The 20,054-nt window shown below is 71.2% G+C and carries 13 protein-coding genes; 8 read left to right on the forward strand and 5 right to left on the reverse strand.

Annotated features, from left to right (window positions below; genetic code table 11):
• The first annotated feature begins 35 nt into the window (after positions 1-35).
• The 4 genes from ABZW11_RS05745 to ABZW11_RS05760 all read left to right on the forward strand — a co-directional run bounded on the left by ABZW11_RS05745 (position 36) and on the right by ABZW11_RS05760 (position 5,100).
• A complete protein-coding gene (locus tag ABZW11_RS05745) occupies positions 36-1,583 on the forward strand; it encodes a GMC family oxidoreductase N-terminal domain-containing protein (protein ID WP_355413030.1) in 1,548 nt (515 codons plus the stop codon).
• Between the two features lie 31 nt (positions 1,584-1,614).
• On the forward strand, positions 1,615-2,868 hold the full coding sequence (locus tag ABZW11_RS05750) for a cytochrome P450 (RefSeq protein WP_355413032.1): 1,254 nt from the start codon (positions 1,615-1,617) through the stop codon (positions 2,866-2,868).
• Positions 2,869-2,921: 53 nt separating this feature from the next.
• On the forward strand, positions 2,922-3,761 hold the full coding sequence (locus ABZW11_RS05755) for an alpha/beta hydrolase (RefSeq protein WP_355413034.1): 840 nt from the start codon (positions 2,922-2,924) through the stop codon (positions 3,759-3,761).
• 97 nt (positions 3,762-3,858) lie between these two features.
• Complete coding sequence (locus ABZW11_RS05760; RefSeq protein ID WP_355413036.1) at positions 3,859-5,100, forward strand: cytochrome P450; 1,242 nt, start codon at positions 3,859-3,861, stop codon at positions 5,098-5,100.
• A gap of 9 nt (positions 5,101-5,109) precedes the next feature.
• On the opposite strand, the gene ABZW11_RS05765 is transcribed toward ABZW11_RS05760, so the two are convergent.
• On the reverse strand, positions 5,110-6,933 hold the full coding sequence (locus tag ABZW11_RS05765) for a hypothetical protein (protein ID WP_355413038.1): 1,824 nt from the start codon (positions 6,931-6,933) through the stop codon (positions 5,110-5,112).
• Positions 6,934-7,396: 463 nt separating this feature from the next.
• Between ABZW11_RS05765 and leuS the strand changes: the two genes are divergently transcribed.
• Positions 7,397-9,877: a leucine--tRNA ligase gene (leuS, locus tag ABZW11_RS05770; protein ID WP_355413040.1), complete on the forward strand. Its 2,481-nt coding sequence runs from the start codon at positions 7,397-7,399 to the stop codon at positions 9,875-9,877.
• A gap of 4 nt (positions 9,878-9,881) precedes the next feature.
• On the opposite strand, the gene ABZW11_RS05775 is transcribed toward leuS, so the two are convergent.
• Positions 9,882-10,847: an LLM class F420-dependent oxidoreductase gene (locus ABZW11_RS05775; protein ID WP_355413041.1), complete on the reverse strand. Its 966-nt coding sequence runs from the start codon at positions 10,845-10,847 to the stop codon at positions 9,882-9,884.
• A 288-nt stretch (positions 10,848-11,135) separates the two neighbouring features.
• On the opposite strand from ABZW11_RS05775, the gene ABZW11_RS05780 reads away from it, so the two are divergent.
• Complete coding sequence (locus tag ABZW11_RS05780) at positions 11,136-14,285, forward strand: PDZ domain-containing protein (RefSeq protein WP_355413043.1); 3,150 nt, start codon at positions 11,136-11,138, stop codon at positions 14,283-14,285.
• A gap of 75 nt (positions 14,286-14,360) precedes the next feature.
• Here the strand turns inward: ABZW11_RS05780 and ABZW11_RS05785 are convergent, their stop codons facing one another.
• Entirely contained in the window at positions 14,361-15,404 is a 1,044-nt protein-coding gene (locus ABZW11_RS05785; RefSeq protein WP_355413046.1) for an aminotransferase class I/II-fold pyridoxal phosphate-dependent enzyme, read from the reverse strand.
• Positions 15,405-15,532: 128 nt separating this feature from the next.
• Here ABZW11_RS05785 and ABZW11_RS05790 point away from each other — a divergent pair, with 128 nt between their 5' ends.
• Positions 15,533-16,381 carry an aminoglycoside adenylyltransferase domain-containing protein gene (locus tag ABZW11_RS05790; protein ID WP_355413048.1) on the forward strand — a complete coding sequence of 283 codons (849 nt, stop codon included), beginning with the start codon at positions 15,533-15,535 and terminating at the stop codon, positions 16,379-16,381.
• 153 nt (positions 16,382-16,534) lie between these two features.
• Positions 16,535-17,920: a family 43 glycosylhydrolase gene (locus ABZW11_RS05795; RefSeq protein WP_355413050.1), complete on the forward strand. Its 1,386-nt coding sequence runs from the start codon at positions 16,535-16,537 to the stop codon at positions 17,918-17,920.
• 227 nt (positions 17,921-18,147) lie between these two features.
• Here the strand turns inward: ABZW11_RS05795 and lexA are convergent, their stop codons facing one another.
• Positions 18,148-18,855, reverse strand: a complete 708-nt coding sequence (gene lexA, locus ABZW11_RS05800; protein WP_345387768.1) for a transcriptional repressor LexA — start codon at positions 18,853-18,855, stop codon at positions 18,148-18,150.
• A gap of 28 nt (positions 18,856-18,883) precedes the next feature.
• Entirely contained in the window at positions 18,884-19,162 is a 279-nt protein-coding gene (locus tag ABZW11_RS05805) for a hypothetical protein (protein WP_355413053.1), read from the reverse strand.
• Between the last annotated feature and the right edge of the window lie 892 nt (positions 19,163-20,054).

Below are 20,054 nucleotides of genomic sequence, written 5' to 3' on the forward strand. Positions count from 1 at the left end.
AGGGAGCACATCATTCAGCCCCGTGGAGGAGACCAATGGAGTACGACTACGTCATCGTCGGGGCCGGCTCTGCGGGGTGCGTGCTGGCCAACCGGCTCTCGGAGGACCCGGGGCTGTCCGTGGCGCTGGTCGAGGCGGGGGGCAAGGACGACAAGCTGGAGATCCGCATGCCGGCGGGCTTTCCCAAGCTCTTCAGGACCGGCTACGACTGGAACTTCACCACCGCCAAGCAGGGCGAGATGTGGGGCCGCGAGCTCTACTGGCCGCGCGGCCGGGTGCTGGGCGGCTCGTCCTCGATGAACGCGCAGATGTGGGTGCGCGGCTGCCAGCAGGACTACGACCAGTGGGGCATCCCCGGCTGGGCGTACGACGACGTGCTGCCGTACTTCCATCGGGCCGAGCACCGCGTCGGCAGCAACCGCGGCGGCGTCTACGGCACCTCAGGTCCCCTCTACATCTCCGAGCTGCGCAGCCCGAACGTGACGACGGCGGCGTTCCTCGCAGCGTGCGAGGAGCTGGGCATGACCCGGCTCGCCGAGCTGAACGGCCGCTCCAACGAGGGCTACAGCCCGACCCCCGTCACCCAGAACAGGGGCAGGCGGTGGAGCTCGGCCGACGCCTACCTGCGCCCGGCCGCGAACCGCCCCAACCTGCACGTCGTCACCGACGCCACGGTGACGCGGGTGACGTTCGACGGCAGGCGGGCGACCGGCGTCGAGCACAGCGGCGGCGCCCACATCAAGGCCCGGCTGGAGGTGGTGCTGGCGGCCGGCGCCATCGGGTCGCCTTACCTGCTGATGCGCTCGGGCATCGGCGCGGCCGACGAGCTGCGCGACGCCGGGGTGCCGGTCGTGCACGAGCTGCCCGAGGTCGGCAAGAACCTCCAGGACCACCTCTCGACCGGCGTGTTCGTCGAGTGCCTGCAGCCGGTGACGCTGACCAAGGCCGAGTCGATCCCCAACCTGCTGCGCTACATCGTGCTGCGCTCGGGCATGCTCACCACGAACGTGGGCGAGGCGGTCGCGTTCATCAGGACCTCGGAGGCGGAGCCGGCGCCGGACGTCGAGCTGGTGTTCGCGCCGGTGCCGTTCCAGGACCACGGGCTCACCCCGCCGACCGGGCACGGCCTGACCGTCGGCGTGGTGCTGCTGCAGCCGGAGAGCCGCGGCAGGATCGGGCTGAACGGGCGCGACGTCGTCATCGACCCCGCCTACCTGTCGGCGGAGCCCGACGTCAGGCGGCTGGTCGCGGGGCTGAAGCGGGCCAAGGAGGTGTTCGCGACGGCGGCGATGAAGCCGTACGCGGGCGGGCCGATGGCGCCGTACTGGGGGCCGGAGACCGACGAGGAGCTGGCCCAGTGGGTACGCGAGCGCGGCGAGACCCTCTACCACCCCGTCGGCACCTGCCGGATGGGCGCCGACGACGCCTCGGTGGTGGACCCGGCGCTGCGCGTGCGCGGTGTGGAGGGCCTGCGGGTGGCGGACGTGTCGATCATGCCGACGCTCAACAGGGGCCACACCCACGCCCCCGCGATCATGATCGGGGAGAAGGCAGCGGACCTGATCAGGGGGCACAAGGCTTGACGTAAGTGGCCACTTGCGTAGGCTCGTCGGTATGACGCTGCCCGCGGAGCTCGACCTGTCACAGATCCCGTTCTGGGCACGCCCGCAGGCCGAGCGCATGGAGGCGTTCCGGCGGCTGCGCGAGCTCGACCGCCCGGTATTCGTGCCCGAGCAGGCGGTGCCGTTCGTCGGCGGCGGGCCCGGCTACTACGCCCTGGTCCGCCACGCCGACGTGACCGCGGCCAGCCGCGAGGCGGCCGTCTTCAGCAGCGAGCCGTGCTCCAACAGCATCCCCGACATGCCGCGCTGGCTGAGCGTCTACTTCGGCTCCATGATCAACATGGACGACCCGCGGCACGCCAGGCTGCGCCGCATCGTCTCACGGGCGTTCACGCCGCGCGTGCTGGCCAAGATGGAAGAGGACCTCGCGCGGGCCGCCGCCGAGATCGTGGACCAGGCCGTCGCGGAAGGCCCTGGCGACTTCGTCGCGCAGGTGGCGGCCCGCCTTCCGGTACGCGTCATCTGCGACATGATGGGCATCCCCGCGAGCCACCACGACGCGGTGCTGCGGCGTACGAACGTCATCCTCGGCAACGCCGACCCCGAGTACACCGGCATCGACCCGGGCTTCAGCCGGGTCAGGGTGGCCCGGGGCCTGGCCAAGCTGCTGCGCGCCGGCCACGCGCTCAACCGGCTGGCCGCCCGCCTCGGCGACGAGCGGCGCAGGCGGCCCACGGGCGACCTGGTCAGCCTGCTGGTCAACGGCGACGAGCGGCTCAGCTCGCAGGAGCTGGGCTCGTTCTTCATCCTGCTCGTGGTGGCGGGCAGCGAGACGACCCGCAACGCCATCGCGTACGGGCTGAAGCTCTTCACCGACCACCCGGAGCAGCGTGAGCTGCTGCTGGCCGACTTCGACGGCCGCATCGCAGGCGCGTGCGACGAGATCGTCCGGTACGCGACGCCCGTGATCCAGTTCCGCCGCACGCTGACCCGCGACCACGAGCTGAACGGCACCCCCTACCGCAAGGGCGACAAGGTGCTGCTCTTCTACACCTCGGCCAACCGCGACGAGACCGTGTTCGCCGACCCCGACGCCTTCGACATCACCCGCGACCCCAACCCCCACGTCGGCTTCGGCGGTCCAGGACCGCACTACTGCCTGGGCGCGCACCTCGCGCGCAGGGAGATGACCGTGATGTTCCGCGAGCTGTTCACCCGCCTGCCCGGGATCAAGGCGGTGGGCGAGCCCGACTTCCTGCTGTCCAACTTCATCAACGGGGTCAAGCACCTGCGCTACACGTTCTGAGCGAAACGGGGAACCCCGGTCGGGCGAGCGGCGGCGTGCTAGGTTTCGCAGTCATGGAGATCAGGACTATCCACGCCAACGGTGTGGAGTTCGCGTATCTGACACTGGGGGAGGGGCCGCTGGCGCTGTGCCTGCACGGCTTCCCCGACACCGCGCACACCTGGCGGCACCTGATGCCCGCGCTGGCCGAACGCGGCTACCGCGCGGTCGCCCCCTTCATGCGCGGCTACGCGCCCACCGAAGTCCCCGCCGACGCCGCCTACGAGACCGCCGCGCTGGTCGCCGACGTACGCGCGCTGCAGGAGGAGCTCGGCGGCGGTGACGACGCCGTCGTCATCGGCCACGACTGGGGCGCCTTCCCCGCCTACGCCACCGCCGGCCGCTTCCGCCGCGCCGTCACGCTCGCCGTGCCGCCGCCCGGCGCGCTCGGCGCCGCCTTCCTGGAGTACGAGCAGCTCAAGCGCTCGTTCTACATCTTCCTCTTCCAGACGCCCCTGGCCGAGCCGGCCGCCGCCGCGCCCGGCTTCTTCGAGAACCTGTGGCACGACTGGTCGCCCGGCTACGACGCGAGCGAGGACCTCGCCTTCCTGCGCCGCAGCATCGGCGAGCCCGCCAACCTGTCGGCCGCCATCGGTTACTACCGCGCCATGCTCGGCACCGTGCCGCCGTCGGGCCGCTACCCGGAGGTCGACAACGGGGTCACCGGCCCCGTCCTCTACCTGCACGGCGTCCAGGACGGCTGCCTGGCCGCCCACCTCGCCAAGGACGCGATCAGCCGCCTGCCCGAGGGGTCGCGGGCCGAGCAGGTGGCCGGCGCGGGGCACTTCCTGCACCTCGAACGTCCGGCCGAGGTCAACCGCCTCATCCTGGACTGGCTCGGCCCCGCCGCCTGACCCGGGCGCGTACGTGGCGGCCTTCGGGCGGGCCGCCGTACGTACGCCGTACGTAAGAACCATTGACGTAAGTGGCCGCTTTTCCCATGATTGCCACATGAGCGTCCTGGACTTCGACCTGTCGGACCGAGACTTCTGGGCCCGGCCCATGAGCGAGCGTGAGGAGGCGTTCGAGCGGCTGCGCCGCATGGAGAGCCCCGCCTTCTTCGAGGAGATGGAGATCTCCTACGCCCCCCAAGGCCCCGGCTACTACGCCCTGGTCAAGCACGCCGACATCCTGGAGGCCAGCCGCAACCCCGAGGTGTTCTGCTCGGGCGACGGAGGCGCGACGAACATCCCCGACATGCCGGCGGAGTTCGCCGAGTACTTCGGCTCGATGATCAACATGGACGACCCCCGTCACGCCCGCCTGCGCAGGATCGTCTCGCGCGCCTTCACCCCCAAGATGATCAAACAGTTCGAGGCCGACGTGGAGACCGCCGCCACGGGCATCGTGGACGACCTGCTGGCCAAGGGCCCCGGCTGCGACTTCGTCACCGAGGTGGCCGCCCGCCTGCCGCTGAAGATCATCTGCGACATGATGGGCATCCCCGAGCGCGACTACCAGTACGTCTTCGACCGCTCCAACGTCATCCTCGGCGGCTTCGACCCCGAGTACACCGGCGGCGACCTCACCCAGATCGCCGAGCGGCTGCTCACCGCCGGAATGGAGCTGCAGCAGCTCGTCCAGGACCTCGCCGCCCACCGCGCCGAGCACCCGACCGGCGACCTCACCTCGTCACTGGTGAACGCCAACATCGACGGCGAGCGGCTCACCATGCAGGAGCTGGGCTCGTTCTTCATCCTGCTGGTCGTCGCGGGCAACGAGACCACCCGCAACGCCATCTCCCACGGCCTGCACCTGCTCACCACCAACCCCGCCCAGCGCGCCCTGTGGCTGGAGGACGTCGACGGCCGCGCGCCCGGCGCGGTCGAGGAGATCGTCCGGCTCGCCTCCCCGGTGAACTTCATGCGCCGCAAGCTCACCAGGGACGTCGAGATGAACGGCCACCTCTACGAGAAGGGCCGCAAGGTCGTGCTGTTCTACTGGTCGGCCAACCGTGACGCCTCCGTCTTCGACGACCCGCTGCGCTTCGACATCACCCGCCGGCCCAACCCGCACGTCGGCTTCGGCGGCCCTGGCCCGCACTTCTGCCTGGGGGCTCACCTGGCCCGGCGCGAGATCACGGTGATGTTCCGCGAGCTGCTGCGCCGGGTTCCCGGCATCGAGGGCGGCGAGCCCGACCGCCTGCACTCCAGCTTCATCAACGGCATCAAGCACATGGAGTGCCGGTTCTGACGGGCGCCGCTAGCCGGCGTTGGTGAGCCTGATCTGGTTCATCACCGTACGGATGTCCGGCAGCAGCTGCTTCTTGTCCGCCGGGATCGACATGAAGACGATGGCCGGCACGTCGGCGCCGGTGTTCACGGCCATCGTCACGATCGTCGCCTTCTCCGTGTCGGAGGTCAGCGAGTACGCGATCAGCCGCCCGGTCTGGTCGCCCACCTTGATGGCCTGCTGGGCGACCTTGCGGACCTTGTTGCCGGTGGGGAAGAAACGCTTGCGCGCGTCCAGCACGACCTGCTTGATCACCGGCTCCAGGTTGTCCTGCTCGTAGTAGGACGCCATCTTCTCCTGCAGCGGGCCCGCCATGAGCACGGCGTACCGCTCGGGCGCGACCTGCACGTACTGGCGGTGCATGAAGTTGTACGTGCCCTTGATGGTGACGGCCGGGCGCTGGTCGAGCTGCCACTCGCCGCCCAGGCGCGGCACGGAGATGCCGGCGTTGGCGACCGGCAGCCGGCCGGTGACGGGGGAGGCCTTGCCCGGGTAGCGCGGCAGCGGGCCGATCGAGGTGGCGGTCTTGGTGGGCGGCGGCTCCTTCGGCTCGCTGGCCGTCGCCGCCGCCTCACCGGCGCTCGCCGCGTCGTCGGGGGCGAGCGGGCCCCACAGGAAAGCCCACAGCAGCGCCGCGACCAGCGCCACGGCGACGGAGCCGCCGAGCGCGTAGACCCAGACCGGCTTGCCGGAGCCCTCGTCGAGGTCGTCCTGCTCGCCCATGGCCTGGTAGTTGTCGCCGAAGACGGTGTTCCAGAGCTCCTGCTGGCGCTCGGGCGGGGGCGTGCGCGAGCCGCTGATCTGGCCCGCGGTGACGAACCGGTGCTCCGGGTCGGACGGGTCGCGGCTCAGCTGGGAACCGGGGCGGTTGGACTGGTCTTCGGCGGGGGGTGTGCCGGTGTGTGGGGAATCCATGGAGGTGGAAGGGACCGCGCGTTCGTTGAGGAGGTTCTCGGTGTGCTGGGTGTAGGTGACCGTACGCTCGTCGGCCGGGTGATTCTGGCTCTGTGGCTGAATCGGGGGCTGGTCGTGAGGGGGACTTTGCTGCTGCGGAGGTGGCGGCATGTCCTGCCGCGGGGTGCTCTGGTTGCCGTACATGACCGTGCGTTCCGCCGGCGGCGTGCTCGCCTGCTGGTCGGCGGGCGGCCAAGGGGCGGGGTTGGACAGGTTGGACCAGGCGCCGGGCGTCGGGGTGGGCGGCAGCGCCCACGCGGGCACCGGGTCGGCGGGCTGGCCCGGTTGCTGGCCCGGCTGCTGGGCGGGCGCCTGGTTGGGAGCCTGACCGGGAGGCGGGGCGCCCTTCGAGGAGACCTCGGGCCAGGCGCCGGGGCCCGCGGCGCTCTGCGGGGGCGGTGTCGCGTCGGGCCACGACATCGGCACGTCCTGCGAGTTCGGCTCGGGCCATGAGGAGATGGGCCCGTTCTGCGGGGACGACTCCGGCCATCCGGCGCCGCGCTGCTGCCCGGGCCGCGCCGGCTCCGGCCGAGACTGATCCGGCCACGACGGCTCGGCGCCGTGCCGGCCGGCGTCGTGCGGGCCGCTGTTGTACGAGCCCGCGTCGCGCGGGCCGCTGTTGTAGGCGGCGGCGTCGGGGCGGGCGGGGGCCTGGCGGGTGGCGCCGGGCGGCTCGGGCCACGAGGGGTCCTTGCGCGGCGGCTCGGGCCAGGACGGCTCGGGCGCCTGACGCGGCGGCTCGGGCCAGGACGTGGGAGCGTCGGCGGCGGGCGCCTCGGGCCAGGAGTGGGGCGCGGGCGGCGTCTCGCGTCGTGGCGGTTCGGGCCAGGAGGAGGGCATATGAGGTCCGGAGTTCTCCGTTGCCATTGCCGCCGGTCCTCCCGAGGTTGTGTCCGGATGTCCCGTTATATCCGGATTTGACGTTCCACGCATGATCTCATGGGATTTTCCAGGAGACCCAGGTGGTTCCGCAGCGAAACGAGCGAAGCCATGCGGATCGGTCGGCGGATCCTGCAGCGGCAGGTCGTCCTCCGGTCGATCTGGCTCAGCTGGGTACACCACGGCGTCAAGGCTATTCTTCTGGGACGAATGAGGTCACAACGGATACATCACCATCAGGTCTCACCGGACCTGAAGGATCCATTGTGCCCGCGGACCCGCTTCGAGTGCCTGCATTCAGCCGAAGAGGTGCGCTAGGCTTGACACATGCGTTCCGCGACCCTGCTTCTTAGCGGGCCGCGACGGCCCTGAAGATCTCGCCGTCGCGGCTCCACCCCTCGTTGTGTGCACGGGGGGTTTTCTTATGGGTCCGAATCAAGCCAGAAGGACAGTAGCCGTGAGTGAGTATGACCCGCAGGCGCTGCAGGCCAAGTGGCAGCAGCGATGGGAGGAGCAGGACACCTATCGGGCGAGCGAGGACCTCGCGGACACCCGCGAGCGCCGCTACATGCTCGACATGTTCCCCTACCCGTCGGGCGACCTCCACATGGGCCACGGTGAGGTGTTCGCCATCGGCGACGTCGTCGCCCGCTACTGGATGCAGAAGGGCTACAACGTCCTGCATCCCATCGGCTGGGACTCCTTCGGGCTGCCCGCCGAGAACGCCGCGATCAAGCGCAACGCCCACCCGGCGGAGTGGACCTACGCCAACATCGAGACGCAGGCCAACTCCTTCCGCCGCTACGGCATCTCCTTCGACTGGTCGCGCCGCCTGCACACGAGCGACCCCGACTACTACCGCTGGAACCAGTGGCTGTTCATCCGCTTCTTCGAGCGCGGCCTGGCCTACCGCAAGGGCGGCCTGGTCAACTGGTGCCCCAACGACCAGACCGTGCTGGCCAACGAGCAGGTCGTGGCCGGCAGGTGCGAGCGCTGCGGCGCCGACGTCATCAGGCGCGAGCTGACGCAGTGGTACTTCAAGATCACTGACTACGCCCAGCGCCTGCTGGACGACATGGAGCAGCTGACCGGCTGGCCCGAGCGGCTGCTGACCATGCAGCGCAACTGGATCGGCCGCTCCGAGGGCGCCGACGTCTTGTTCGAGATCGAGGGCCGCGACGAGCCGGTCCAGGTCTACACCACGCGTCCTGACACCCTGTTCGGCGCCACGTTCTTCGTGGTCGCCCCCGACGCCGCGCTGGCCGACGAGATCGTCACCGACGAGCAGCGCCCGGCGTTCGAGGCCTACCGCGCCGAGGTCGCCCGGCTGAGCGACATCGAGCGCCTGGCCACCGACAAGGAGAAGACCGGCGTCTTTCTGGGCCGCTACGCGATCAACCCGGTCAACGGCGAGCGCATCCCGATCTGGGCGGCCGACTACGTGCTGTCCGACTACGGCCACGGCGCCATCATGGCGGTGCCCGCCCATGACCAGCGCGACCTCGACTTCGCCCGCAAGTTCGACCTGCCGGTCAAGGTCGTCGTGCACACCGGCCTGGCCGACCCCGGCGAGACCGGCGAGGCCACGCCGGGCGAGGGCACACTGGTCAACTCGGGCCCGCTCGACGGCCTGACCAAGGCCGAGGGCATCAGGAAGATCATCGAGATCCTGGAGTCCGAGGGCAGGGGCGCCGGCGCGGTCAACTACCGGCTGCGCGACTGGCTGCTGTCGCGTCAGCGTTTCTGGGGCACGCCGATCCCGATCATCCACTGCCCCGACTGCGGCGAGGTGCCCGTCCCCGACGAGCAGCTGCCGGTCACGCTGCCCGACATGCGCGGCGAGGCACTGGCGCCCAAGGGCGTCTCCCCGCTGGCCAGCGCCACCGAGTGGGTCAACGTCGAGTGCCCCAAGTGCTCGGGCCCGGCCAAGCGCGACACCGACACGATGGACACGTTCGTCGACTCGTCGTGGTACTTCCTGCGTTACTGCTCGCCCGGCTACACCGAGGGCCCGTTCGACCCCGAGCAGGTGCGCAAGTGGGGGCCGATCGACCAATACGTCGGCGGCATCGAGCACGCGGTGCTGCACCTGCTGTACTCCCGCTTCTTCACCAAGGTCCTGCACGACATGGGCATGGTCGACTTCACCGAGCCGTTCCTGCGCATGCTGAACCAGGGCCAGGTGATCAACGGCGGCAAGGCCATGTCGAAGTCGCTGGGCAACGGCGTCGACCTGGGCCAGCAGATCGACGAGTTCGGCGTCGACGCCGTACGCCTGACGATGATCTTCGCCGGTCCGCCGGAGGACGACATCGACTGGGCCGACGTCTCCCCGGCGGCCTCACAGAAGTTCCTGGCCCGCGCGCTGCGCGTGATGTCCGAGGTCGCCGGCGAGCCCGGCGTCGCGTTCGACGGCGGTGACGCCGAGCTGCGCAAGGTCACCCACCACACGATCGACGAGGTCACCAAGCTCGTCGAGGGCCAGCGCTTCAATGTCGCGGTGGCGCGCATGATGGAGCTGACCTCGGCCGCCCGCAAGGCCATCGACTCCGGCCCCGGCGCCGCCGACCCGGCGGTGCGCGAGGCGGCCGAGGCGCTGGCGGTCATGCTGTCGCTGGTCGCCCCCTACACCGCGGAAGAGGGCTGGGAGCGGCTGGGCCGCACCGGGTCGGTGGCGTTCGCCGGGTGGCCGGTGGCCGACCCCGCGCTGCTGGTGCAGGAGTCGGTCACGTGCGTCGTGCAGGTGGCGGGCAAGGTGCGCGACCGGCTGGAGGTCTCGCCCGACATCACCGAGGCCGAGCTGCGCGAGCTGGCCCTGGCCTCCGGCAAGATCACCCCCTATCTGCAGGGGGTGCCGCGCAAGGTGATCGTCCGGGCGCCCAAGCTGGTCAACATCGTCCCCTAGGGGCTCACACCTCGCGCAGGGCCGGCAGCAGCTCCTTCTCGGCCCAGTCGAAGAACTGCTGCTGCCGGTCGTGCCCGATCTGCACGAGCGCCACGTGGGTGAACCCCGCGTCGGCGAACTTCCTGACGCTCTCCACCACTGCGTTCACGTCGTCGCCGCACGGCACGCTCTTCGCGACGTCCTCGGGGCGTACGGTGCCGGCGGCGGCGGCGAAGTTCACCGGTCCTGGCAGCTCGGCCATGACCTTCCAGCCGCTGACGCTCCAGCGCCACAGCTCGTGGGCCCGCTGGAGCGCGGCCTCGCGGTCGGTGTCGTAGGAGATGGCGAGCTGGCCGTAGACCGGCTTGCCCTGCCCGCCGGCCGCGTTGAACTGCTGCACGACCTCGGGCATCGGCTCGTTGATGACCAGCACGTCGCCGTACTGGGCGGCGAGCTCGGCCGACTGGCCGCCGGACGCGGCGATGCCGATGGGGACGGGTTGCTCCGGCAGGTCGTACAGCTTGGCCGAGTCCACGTCGTAGAACTCGCCCTGGTGGGTGATGTACTCGCCGCTGAACAGCTTTCTGATGATCTGCACGGCCTCGGCGAACATGCGGTGCCGGGTGTCCACGGGCGGCCAGCCCTCGCCGATGACGTGCTCGTTGAGGTTCTCGCCGGCGCCCAGGCCGAGGGTGAAGCGGCCCTTGCTCAGCACGCCCATCGTGGCCGCCTTCTGCGCGACCACGGCCGGGTGGTAGCGCATGATGGGGCAGGTGACGTACGTCATGAGCGGCAGCCGCTCGGTCACCTGGGCGGCGGCGCCGAGCACCGACCAGCAGTAGGGCGAGTGCCCCATCTCCTCCAGCCAAGGGAAATAGTGGTCGGAGATGACGGCGTAGTCGAAGCCGGTCCGTTCGGCCGCGGCGGCGTAGTCGACCAGCTCGCGGGCCGGGGTCTGCTCGGACATCAAGGTGTAGCCGATCTGTACCATGTGTCCCGGCTACCCCGCTTTGTGCACCTTAGTGGCCCCAGCGCGGAGATCAATGATGGTCGCGGTCGCACGGCTCCTCGATCACCAGGCTCAGCCCGATGCCCAGCAGCGCCGCGCCGAGCGCGATCTCCGAGCGGGACAGCAGCCGGACGAACGCCTTCGGCTCCGTGCCCCTCCCTGCCCGTGCGGGCCTGCGGCAGCCCGGACTTGGGGTTTTCCATGGCCGGTCGCGTCCGCCGGTGGATGAATTCTTGGGCTTGGCTTGACGTCGCCGATTAGTGTGCAGGGGTGACAAATGGCGCATACCTGAGATACCCGCACCTACACGGTGACCTGGTCACCTTCGTCGCCGACGACGACGTCTGGCTCGCGCCGCTGGAGGGAGGGCGGGCCTGGCGCTTCACCGCCGACCGCGTACCGGTGAGCAATCCGCGTTTCTCCCCCGACGGCGGCCGCATCGCGTGGACCAGCACCAAGGAGGGCGCCGCCGAGGTGTTCGCCGCCGAGCTCGACGGGGCGGAGGGAGAGCGGCTGACCCACTGGGGCGGTAACGGCACCACCGTGCGCGGCTGGACGGCGGACGGTGACGTGCTGGCGGTCAGCGAGGCCGGGCAGAGCTCGCGCGTGCGGCGCTGGGCGTACGCGGTGCCGCTCGACGGCGGGCAGGCCACGCGGTTGCCGTACGGGTGGATCAGCGAGGTGGCCGTCGACGGGCCGCGGGTCGCCACCGTGTCGTCGATCTGGCGTGAGCCGTCGCAGTGGAAGCGCTACCGGGGCGGCACCGCCGGCAAGATCTGGGTGGACGCCGAGGGGACCGGCGAGTTCGCCCGGCTGTTCGCCGACAGCACGGCGCAGTACTGGTCGGTGAGCTGGGTGGGGGACCGCCTGGTGTTCCTGTCCGACGCCGACGGCACCGGCAACGTCCACTCCGCCCTGCCCGACGGCTCCGACCTGCGCAAGCACACCTCCCACGAGAAGTTCTACGCTCGTCACGCCACCAGCGACGGCCGCCGGGTGATCTACTCCCACGCCGGTGACCTGTGGCTGCTGGAGAGCCTGGACGCCGAGCCTCGCCGGCTGGACGTGCGCCTCGGTGGGCCGCGCCCTGGACGGGCCAGGCGGCCGGCGCCGCTGCGGGTGGGCTCGTACGCGCCGGACGCCACCGGACGGGCGAGCACCGTCGAGATCCGCGGCACCGCCCACTGGGTGACCCACCGCGACGGCCCCGCGGGCGTGCTGCGCGCCGAGCCCGGCGTCCGCGTCCGCCTGCCGCGCGTGCTCGACGCCGACGGCAGAGCCGTGTGGGTCTCCGACGCCACCGGCGAGGACGCCCTGGAGATCGGCACCCCCGGCGGTGAGATCAGCACGCTGGCGGCCGGGCAGCTCGGCCGCGTGCTGGAGCTGGCCGCCGCCCCCGACGGCAAGCACGTGGCCGTCGGCTGCCACGACGGGCGGCTGCTCGTCGTGGACGTGGAGAGCGGGAACGTCAGGGAGCTGGACCGCACCGACCAGGGCGACGTCTCCGGCCTCACGTTCTCGCCCGACTCCGGCTGGCTGGCCTGGGAGTTCCCGCACGACGAGCGGCTGACGCAGATCAAGATGGGCCGCGTGGACGGTTCCTCGGTCATCGAGGTCACCCCGGCCAGGTTCGCCGACTACGACCCCGTCTTCACCAAGGACGGCAAGCACCTGGCGTTCCTGTCCGTACGCACCTTCGACCCCGTCTACGACACGCACGTCTTCGACCTGTCCTTCCCGTACGGGTGCAAGCCGTACATCGTGCCCCTTCAGGCCACCACGCCCTCCCCGTTCGACCCCTCCCTGCAGGGCCGCGGCTTCAACGGCGAGGACGACAAGCCCGCCAAGGGCGACAAGAAGGACGACGAGCCGCCGCGTACGGAGGTGGACACCGACGGCCTCTTCGACCGCGCGGTGCCCCTGCCCGTGCCGGCCGCCCGCTACGGCAATCTGCGCGCCGCCAAGGACGCGCTGCTCTGGCTGCGCCACCCGGTCACCGGCCGGCTCGGCGACGGCTCCGAGCAGAACCACGAGGTCGTGCTCGAACGCTACGACCTCAAGAAGCGCGCCAAGGCCGAGCTGAGCAGGGAGGTGCGCTCGTTCGAGGTCAGCGGCGACGGCTCCCGGCTCGTCACCCACGGCAAGAACGGCCTGCAGACCCGCGCCGCGACCGAGGGCGACGACCCCGTCACCATCGACCTCGACCGGATCAGCGTGCGGATCGACCCCGTCGCCGAGTGGCGGCAGGGCTTCCGCGAGGCCGGCCGGCTCATGCGCGACCACTTCTGGCGGGCCGACATGAACGGCGTCGACTGGCAGGGCGTGCTCGACCGCTACGAGCCGCTCGTCGAGCGCATCGGCTGCCACTCCGAGCTGATCGACCTGCTCTGGGAGACGCAGGGCGAGCTGGGCACCTCCCACGCCTACGCCATAGGCAACGGCGGCGGCGCCGACCCGCGCCGCCGCCAGGGCCTGCTCGGCGCCGACCTGGCCAGGGACGACGACGGCGTGTGGCGCGTCACCCGCATCCTGCCGGGCGAGTCGTCCGACCACGCCGCCCGCTCGCCGCTGCTCGCCCCCGGCGTCGCGGTCCGTCCGGGCGACGCGATCCTCGCCGTCGGCGGCCGTCCCGTCGATCCGGTACGCGGCCCGCTCGCGCTGCTGGCCGGCACCGCGAACCAGCCCGTCGAGCTGACCGTGCGGCCCGCGTCGGGCGGCGACGTCCGCCGGGTCGTGGTCAGCCCGATCGCCGACGAGACCGCGCTGCGCTACCACGACTGGGTCGCTGACCGGCGTGCCCACGTCAAGGAGGCGTCCGGCGGGCGGCTCGGCTACCTGCACGTCCCCGACATGGGAGCGCCCGGGTGGGCGCAGTTCCACCGCGACCTGCGCACCGAGATCGCCTGCGACGGGCTCATCGTGGACGTGCGGGAGAACGGCGGCGGGCACCTGTCGGAGCTGGTCCTGGAGAAGCTGTCGCGCAGGGTCACCGGCTGGTCGGTCTCCCGCGGCTACCGGCCGATGCGCTACCCCGACGACTCGCCGCGCGGGCCGGTCGTGGCCATCGCCGACGAGTTCGCCGGGTCGGACGGCGACATCGTCAGCCAGGGCATCAAGAATCGCGGCATCGGGCCGCTCGTCGGCGTGCGGACCTGGGGCGGCGTCATCGGCATCGACCAGCGGTACTCGCTCGTGGACGGCACCGTGGTGACCCAGCCGCGGTACTCGTTCTGGCTGGAGGGGCCCGGCTGGGGCGTCGAGAACTACGGCGTCGACCCCGACGTCGAGGTCGTGATCACGCCGCAGGACCGGGTCGCCGGGCGGGATCCGCAACTCGACAGGGCGATCGAGCTGGCGCTCGCCGCGCTCGACGAGCACGCGCCGGCGACGCCGCCCGAGCTGCCGCCGCTGCCCGCCTGATGATCGGCCCTGCTGATCGGTCCTGCTGATCGGTCCTGCTGGTCAGCTGGGCCGATCGTGGCGGCCCGGCCGGTCTCAGAGAACGGTCAGGCGGGTGAGGATCTCGGCCAGGATGGCCTCGGTGGTGGCGAAGTTGAGCCGGACGTAGTGCTCGCCGCCGGGGCCGAAGCCGGCGCCGTCGTTCAGCCTGACCCTGGCCTCGCGCTCGATCATCTCGGCCATGCCCGGCCGCCCCGCCTCCAGCCAGGCCAGGTACGTCGCCTCCGGCAGCCGGTAGCCGAACGTCTCCGGCAGCCGGGCGGCGATCGTGCGGCGGTTGCGGTCGAGCAGGGCCAGGGTCTCGGCCAGCCAGGCGTCCCCGTGCCGCCAGGCCGCGACCGTGGCCTCGACGCCGAAGACGCTGGGGGAGCCGTACACGAAGGGCGGCTGTGCTTCTAAGGCCGCGCGGACGCCCGCGTGGCCGAGGTGCGCGACCGAGCAGCGGATGCCGCCCAGGTTGAACGCCTTCGTGGCCGAGGTGAGGGTGACGGTGCGGTCCGGGAGGATCGTGGCGAACGGGATGTGCCGGTGGGGCGCGTACACGAGGTCGGCGTGGATCTCGTCGGCGATGACCAGCAGGTCGTGGCGCTCGGCGCACTCGGCCAGCGCGGTCAGCTCGGCGCGGGTGAAGACGCGGCCGGTCGGGTTGTGCGGGTTGACCAGCAGCAGGACCCGGCAGCCCGACAGGTCGGGCACCTCGAAGCGCCAGGTGCCGCCGTCCGGTTCGAGCCTGATCGGATGGAGCGGGCGGTCCATGACCTCCAGCGTGGTCAGGAACGGAGGGTAGGCGGGGACGTGCAGGGCCACTCCGTCGCCGGGCCGCGTCCAGATCTGGAGCAGCACCTGGAGTGCCTGGTTGAGGTCGTTGAAGGGGCGGACGTGGGTGGGGTCGGGGTCCCAGCCGTGGCGGGCCGACATCCGCTCGGCGAACGCCTCGGCCAGCGGGCCCGCGCTCGGGTCGAGCAGCCAGGCGGGGTAGCCGAGGTCGCCTGCCGTCCGCCTGGCCAGGGCTTCGGTGACGGCGGGGGCTGTGGGCAGGTCCATGTCGGCGACCCAGGCGGGGATGACGCCTGGGTCCACCGCCGCCCACTTAAGCCCATCGTGTACTGATTTAAGGTCTATTGGGGGATATGCGTCCTCCACGTGGCCATTCTAGGATTTCTGAATGTGATGAGGTGGTGGCGCGGGTTATGGCAGGCTGGGCGGCCATGACGCCCCACCCGAAGATCGACGCGATCGTCGAGACGTACCTCTCCGTGGCGGACGCGGAGGCCCCAGGGCTGGTGGAGGGGCTCTACCTCGAGGGCTCGGCGGCGCTCGGCGACTACCGGCCCGACACCAGCGACATCGACTTCGTGGCCGTCACCACCGGGCCGCCGGGGCCCGGCGTGCTCGAACGCATCCACACCAGGCTCGGCGCCCACCCCTTCGAAGGCATCTACCTCACCTGGGACGACCTCGGCCACGACCCCGCCGAGCTGGGCGAGCGCCCCCAGGCGCAGGGCGCCAGGCTCAACCGGCGCGGCGAGCCGAACCCCGTCACCTGGCACACCCTCGCCCGCCACGGTCTGACCTGCCGGGGGCCGAAGCCGGAAGAGCTGAAGATCTGGAACGATCCCGCCGCGCTGGCCGCGTGGACCGACGGCAACCTCGACCGCTACTGGCGCCGGCTGATCCACCGCGCCTCCCGCCTTCTCTCCCCGTGGGGCGTGACCTCGCTCGGCGCGTACGGCACGGTGTGGGTGGTCACCGGGGTCTCCCGCCTGCACTACACGCTGGCCACCGGCGAGATCGCGTCCAAGACGGACGCCGCGCTGCACGCGCTGGAGACGTTCCCCGAGCGCTGGCACCGGGTGGTCAACGAGGCCCTGCACCTGCGCCAGGACGACTCCGCGCAGCCGTCCTTCGCCGAGCTGGTGTCGTGCCTCGGTGAGCACTTCGGCACGCCCCGGCGCTCGCTCTACGGCTCGCCGTTCGAGCGGCGGCGGGACGTGCTGGAGTTCGCCGGTCACGTGATCGTGGCCGGGCACCGGCTGTATCAGGCGCGGGGGGATTGACCGGGCGGCCGCTCCGGGGTACGAATGCGATCCCGTCGGCGCGGAGCCGGGTGGCGTGATGTTAGCGCTAACACCTGCTCCCCTCCGGAAAGGACGCCCATGACCGCCCTCCGCCGGACTGTGGCCTTCGTTCTCATGGCCACAATGCTGCTCGTGATCCTTCCACCGGGCGCCGCCCACGCCTCCCCGGCCGTGCAGTACACCAACCCGATCGCCGCCCGGCGCGCCGACCCCCACGTCTTCCGGCACACCGACGGCTATTACTACTTCACCGCCACCGTCCCCGAGTACGACCGCATCGTGCTGCGCCGCGCCACCACCATCCAGGGCCTCGCCACCGCCCCCGAGACCGTCATCTGGCGCCGCCACACCAGCGGCGAGATGGGCGCCCACATCTGGGCCCCCGAGATCCACTTCATCAACGGCAAGTGGTACGTCTACTTCGCCGCCGGCCGGGCCGACGACGTGTGGCGCATCCGCATGTACGTCCTGGAGAACGCCGCCGCCAACCCGCTGACCGGCACCTGGACCGAGCGCGGCCGCATCACCACGCCGTGGGACACCTTCTCGCTCGACGCCACCACGTTCGTCGCGGGCGGCGTGCGCCATCTCCTCTGGGCGCAGCAGGAGCCGGGCATCGCGACCAACTCCAACCTCTACATCGCCCGGATGGGCGCCAACCCCTGGACGATCACCGGGACCGTCACCCGGCTGACCGTGCCCACGCTGGCGTGGGAGACACGGGGCTACAAGGTGGCCGAGGGCCCCGCCGTGCTGCAGCGTAACGGGCGGCTCTTCCTGACGTACTCGGCCAGTGCCACCGACGCCAACTATTGCGTCGGCCTGCTCACCGCCTCGGCCTCCGCCGACCCGCTGCAGGCCGCGTCGTGGACCAAGAGCCCGAACCCCGTCTTCGCCAGCAACGCCGCCACCAGTCAGTACGGCCCCGGGCACAACTCGTTCACGGTCTCCGAAGACGGGCAGAGCGACCTCATCGTCTACCACGATCGCAACTATCGGGACATCTCCGGCGACCCGCTCAACGATCCCAACCGGCGGACCCGCGTACAGAAGGTGTACTGGCGCGCCGACGGCACCCCCGACTTCGGCATCCCGGTGGCCGACGGGGTCACGCCGGTGCGGCTCATGTCGTACGACGTGGCGGGCTCGGCCGTACGGCACTGGGACTTCCGCGCTCGCCTGGAGAGCAACGTCACCCCGCTGGCCGACTCCCAGTTCAGGCTCGTGACCGGGCTGTCCGGCACCGGCACCGTCTCCCTGGAATCAGCCAACTTCCCGGGCTACTACCTGCGCCACCGCAACCACGAAGGATGGGTGCACCAGCGGGACGGCTCGGCCCTCTTCGACGCCGACGCCTCCTTCACCCGGCGCACCGGCCTCGCCGGCAGCGGCACCGTGTCCTTCGAGTCGATCAACTTCCCCGGCCACTACCTGCGCCACCGCGCGGGAACGGTGTGGGTGGAGCGGGACGACGGAACGACCGCGTTCCGCAACAGCGCCAGCTTCATCCTGGAGTGATCGGCCGCTGGCCGGGGCAGGGGCGGCGTCACCACAGCACACATCGTGAGCGACACCGAGAACCGTGAGGAGCCGCCGGCCCTGCCACCCTCACCACGACATTCAGGAACCTGGAGTGCACATCAACCCGCGGGACCGGGGACGGGACGCACGCCTCCTGCGCCCCGCCTGGCGCTCGGACCTGTGCCCGAGCGCCACCCCGCGAGGAGCCGGAGGAAGCTCAGAGGTCAGAGGCGGCGCAGGACCGCGACGACCTTGCCCAGCACACTGGCCTCATCGCCGGGGATGGGCTCGTAGTTGGGGTTGTGCGGGACGAGCCAGACGTGGCCGTCCTTGCGCTTGAAGGTCTTGACCGTGGCCTCGCCGTCGATCATCGCCGCCACGATGTCACCGCTCTCGGCGACGGGCTGCTGGCGTACGACCACCCAGTCGCCGTCGGCGATCGCGGCCTCGATCATCGAGTCACCGGTGACCTGCAGGAGGAACAGCGTGCCCTCGCCGACGAGCTGCTTCGGCAGCGCGAAGACGTCTTCGACGCTCTCCTCGGCGAGGATCGGGCCACCGGCGGCGATGCGGCCCACGAGCGGGACGTAGGCGGCCGTCGGCCGGTTGACCGTGGGCTCCTCGGCACCGGCGTCGGGGTCGACCCACAACACCGGCTCGCCCGGCAGGCGCACCTCCAGCGCGCGCGGCCGATGCGGGTCGCGCCGCAGGTAGCCCTTCCGCTGCAGGGCGGTGAGCTGGTGCGACACGCTGGACGTGCTGGTCAGCTGCACCGCCTCGCCGATCTCACGCATGGAGGGCGGATATCCGCGCTGCTGTACCGAGTCGCGGATCACTTCGAGGATCTTGCGCTGCCTGGGCGTCAGGCCCAGGGAGTCTCGTCGGCGCACCGCGAGGTCGCTGACCCCGTTGGCGTCGTCCCGCTCGGTCATGCTCTTCCTCCTCGCCTGGCGGCCCGCCTCACCGGCGGACCTCCCGGTCTGTGGTCCCGATGTCGCACACAGCGACCGTATCGCTGTTGAAGATCATCTTCAAACAATTGTTCGAGTCTTCCTCGAAATTGTCGCCAGTGTGGTGTACAACATCGTACGGGAGTTCGATCGACACCGTGTTCGATTTGCTGATCTTATTCGGCCTTTTCCTCAGGCCACACGGCAGGAGGTCATCCATGCGAACGCCCACAAACACGGACACGACCAGCGAAGACGTCAACCGGCTCACCTTGATCGCCGAAGCCACGCGGAGTAACGATCGACGGGGAGACAATACGCGGGCGGGGGGTGGCGTTCGCATGAATTCCAGCAAGAGGTTGGGGCCCCGCGCCCGCCACGGCGGAAGGCCCCATTTGCACCTCGTCCCACCCCCACGCCCGGCCCCCGCCGGCCCACCCGACGCAGACACCCTCGGGAACGCAGCCGCCGCCGGGTCGCCGGGCCGTGGCGCGACGCCGGGCGGTGCGGTGCCGGGCGGTGAAGGGGCACAGGGGAGGGGCAGGGCGCGGCGCAGGGGCGCGTCGCCGGGCGCCGGCACGGTGCCGGGCGGTGACGTGGCGCCGGGCGCCGGCGCGGCCTTGGGGAAAGGCGCGGCGGCGGCCGGCGGACGCGACGCACAAGGGTGGGGCGGGGCATCGGGCAGGGGCGGGGCATCGGGCAGGGGCGGGGCTCGCTGGGAGCCACGCGGCGCGGACCCACCGCGCGACGATGTCCCGCTTACGCACAAAGCACGCCGAGGTGGCGCGAAGGTCGGCGGCCCGCCCTCCGACGTGACACCGTCGGGCCCTCGCCTGGCACCCGCACGCTCTGACGTCGCCCCCTCACGCTCGCGCGATGCCAGGGACGCCACCCCGCTCGGCCGTGTCGTCGCTTCCCGGACCGGCAGCGGCAAGGGCATCCGCAGCGACATGGGTGTCCGTGGCGACATGGGTATTCGTGGCGACAGGGCTGCTCGAAGCGGCAAGGGCGTCCCCGGCGATAAGGGTGCCCGCGTCGGCAAGGCCCTCGGCGGTGGGAAGGGCGTCCGGGGCGGGAAGGGCGTCCACGGCATCGCACCTTTCCGGCGTTTCCGGAGGGGGCGGGCCGACGCAGACGACGCCGGCACGCTCAGCCGAGGCCCGCTGACGCTGATACGGGGC

Origin of the sequence: Nonomuraea sp. NPDC004580 (assembly GCF_040609855.1) — a bacterium.
In the GTDB taxonomy this organism is placed as follows: domain Bacteria; phylum Actinomycetota; class Actinomycetes; order Streptosporangiales; family Streptosporangiaceae; genus Nonomuraea; species Nonomuraea salmonea.

Coding starts and splice junctions, on each gene's coding strand:
- leuS (WP_355413040.1), top strand. CDS start 7,397: ATGGGTCCGAATCAAGCCAGAAGGACAGTAGCCGTGAGTGAGTATGAC.
- ABZW11_RS05750 (WP_355413032.1), top strand. CDS start 1,615: ATGACGCTGCCCGCGGAGCTCGACCTGTCACAGATCCCGTTCTGGGCA.
- ABZW11_RS05755 (WP_355413034.1), top strand. CDS start 2,922: ATGGAGATCAGGACTATCCACGCCAACGGTGTGGAGTTCGCGTATCTG.
- ABZW11_RS05765 (WP_355413038.1), bottom strand. CDS start 6,933: ATGCCCTCCTCCTGGCCCGAACCGCCACGACGCGAGACGCCGCCCGCG.
- ABZW11_RS05745 (WP_355413030.1), top strand. CDS start 36: ATGGAGTACGACTACGTCATCGTCGGGGCCGGCTCTGCGGGGTGCGTG.
- ABZW11_RS05790 (WP_355413048.1), top strand. CDS start 15,533: ATGACGCCCCACCCGAAGATCGACGCGATCGTCGAGACGTACCTCTCC.
- ABZW11_RS05760 (WP_355413036.1), top strand. CDS start 3,859: ATGAGCGTCCTGGACTTCGACCTGTCGGACCGAGACTTCTGGGCCCGG.
- lexA (WP_345387768.1), bottom strand. CDS start 18,855: ATGACCGAGCGGGACGACGCCAACGGGGTCAGCGACCTCGCGGTGCGC.
- ABZW11_RS05775 (WP_355413041.1), bottom strand. CDS start 10,847: ATGGTACAGATCGGCTACACCTTGATGTCCGAGCAGACCCCGGCCCGC.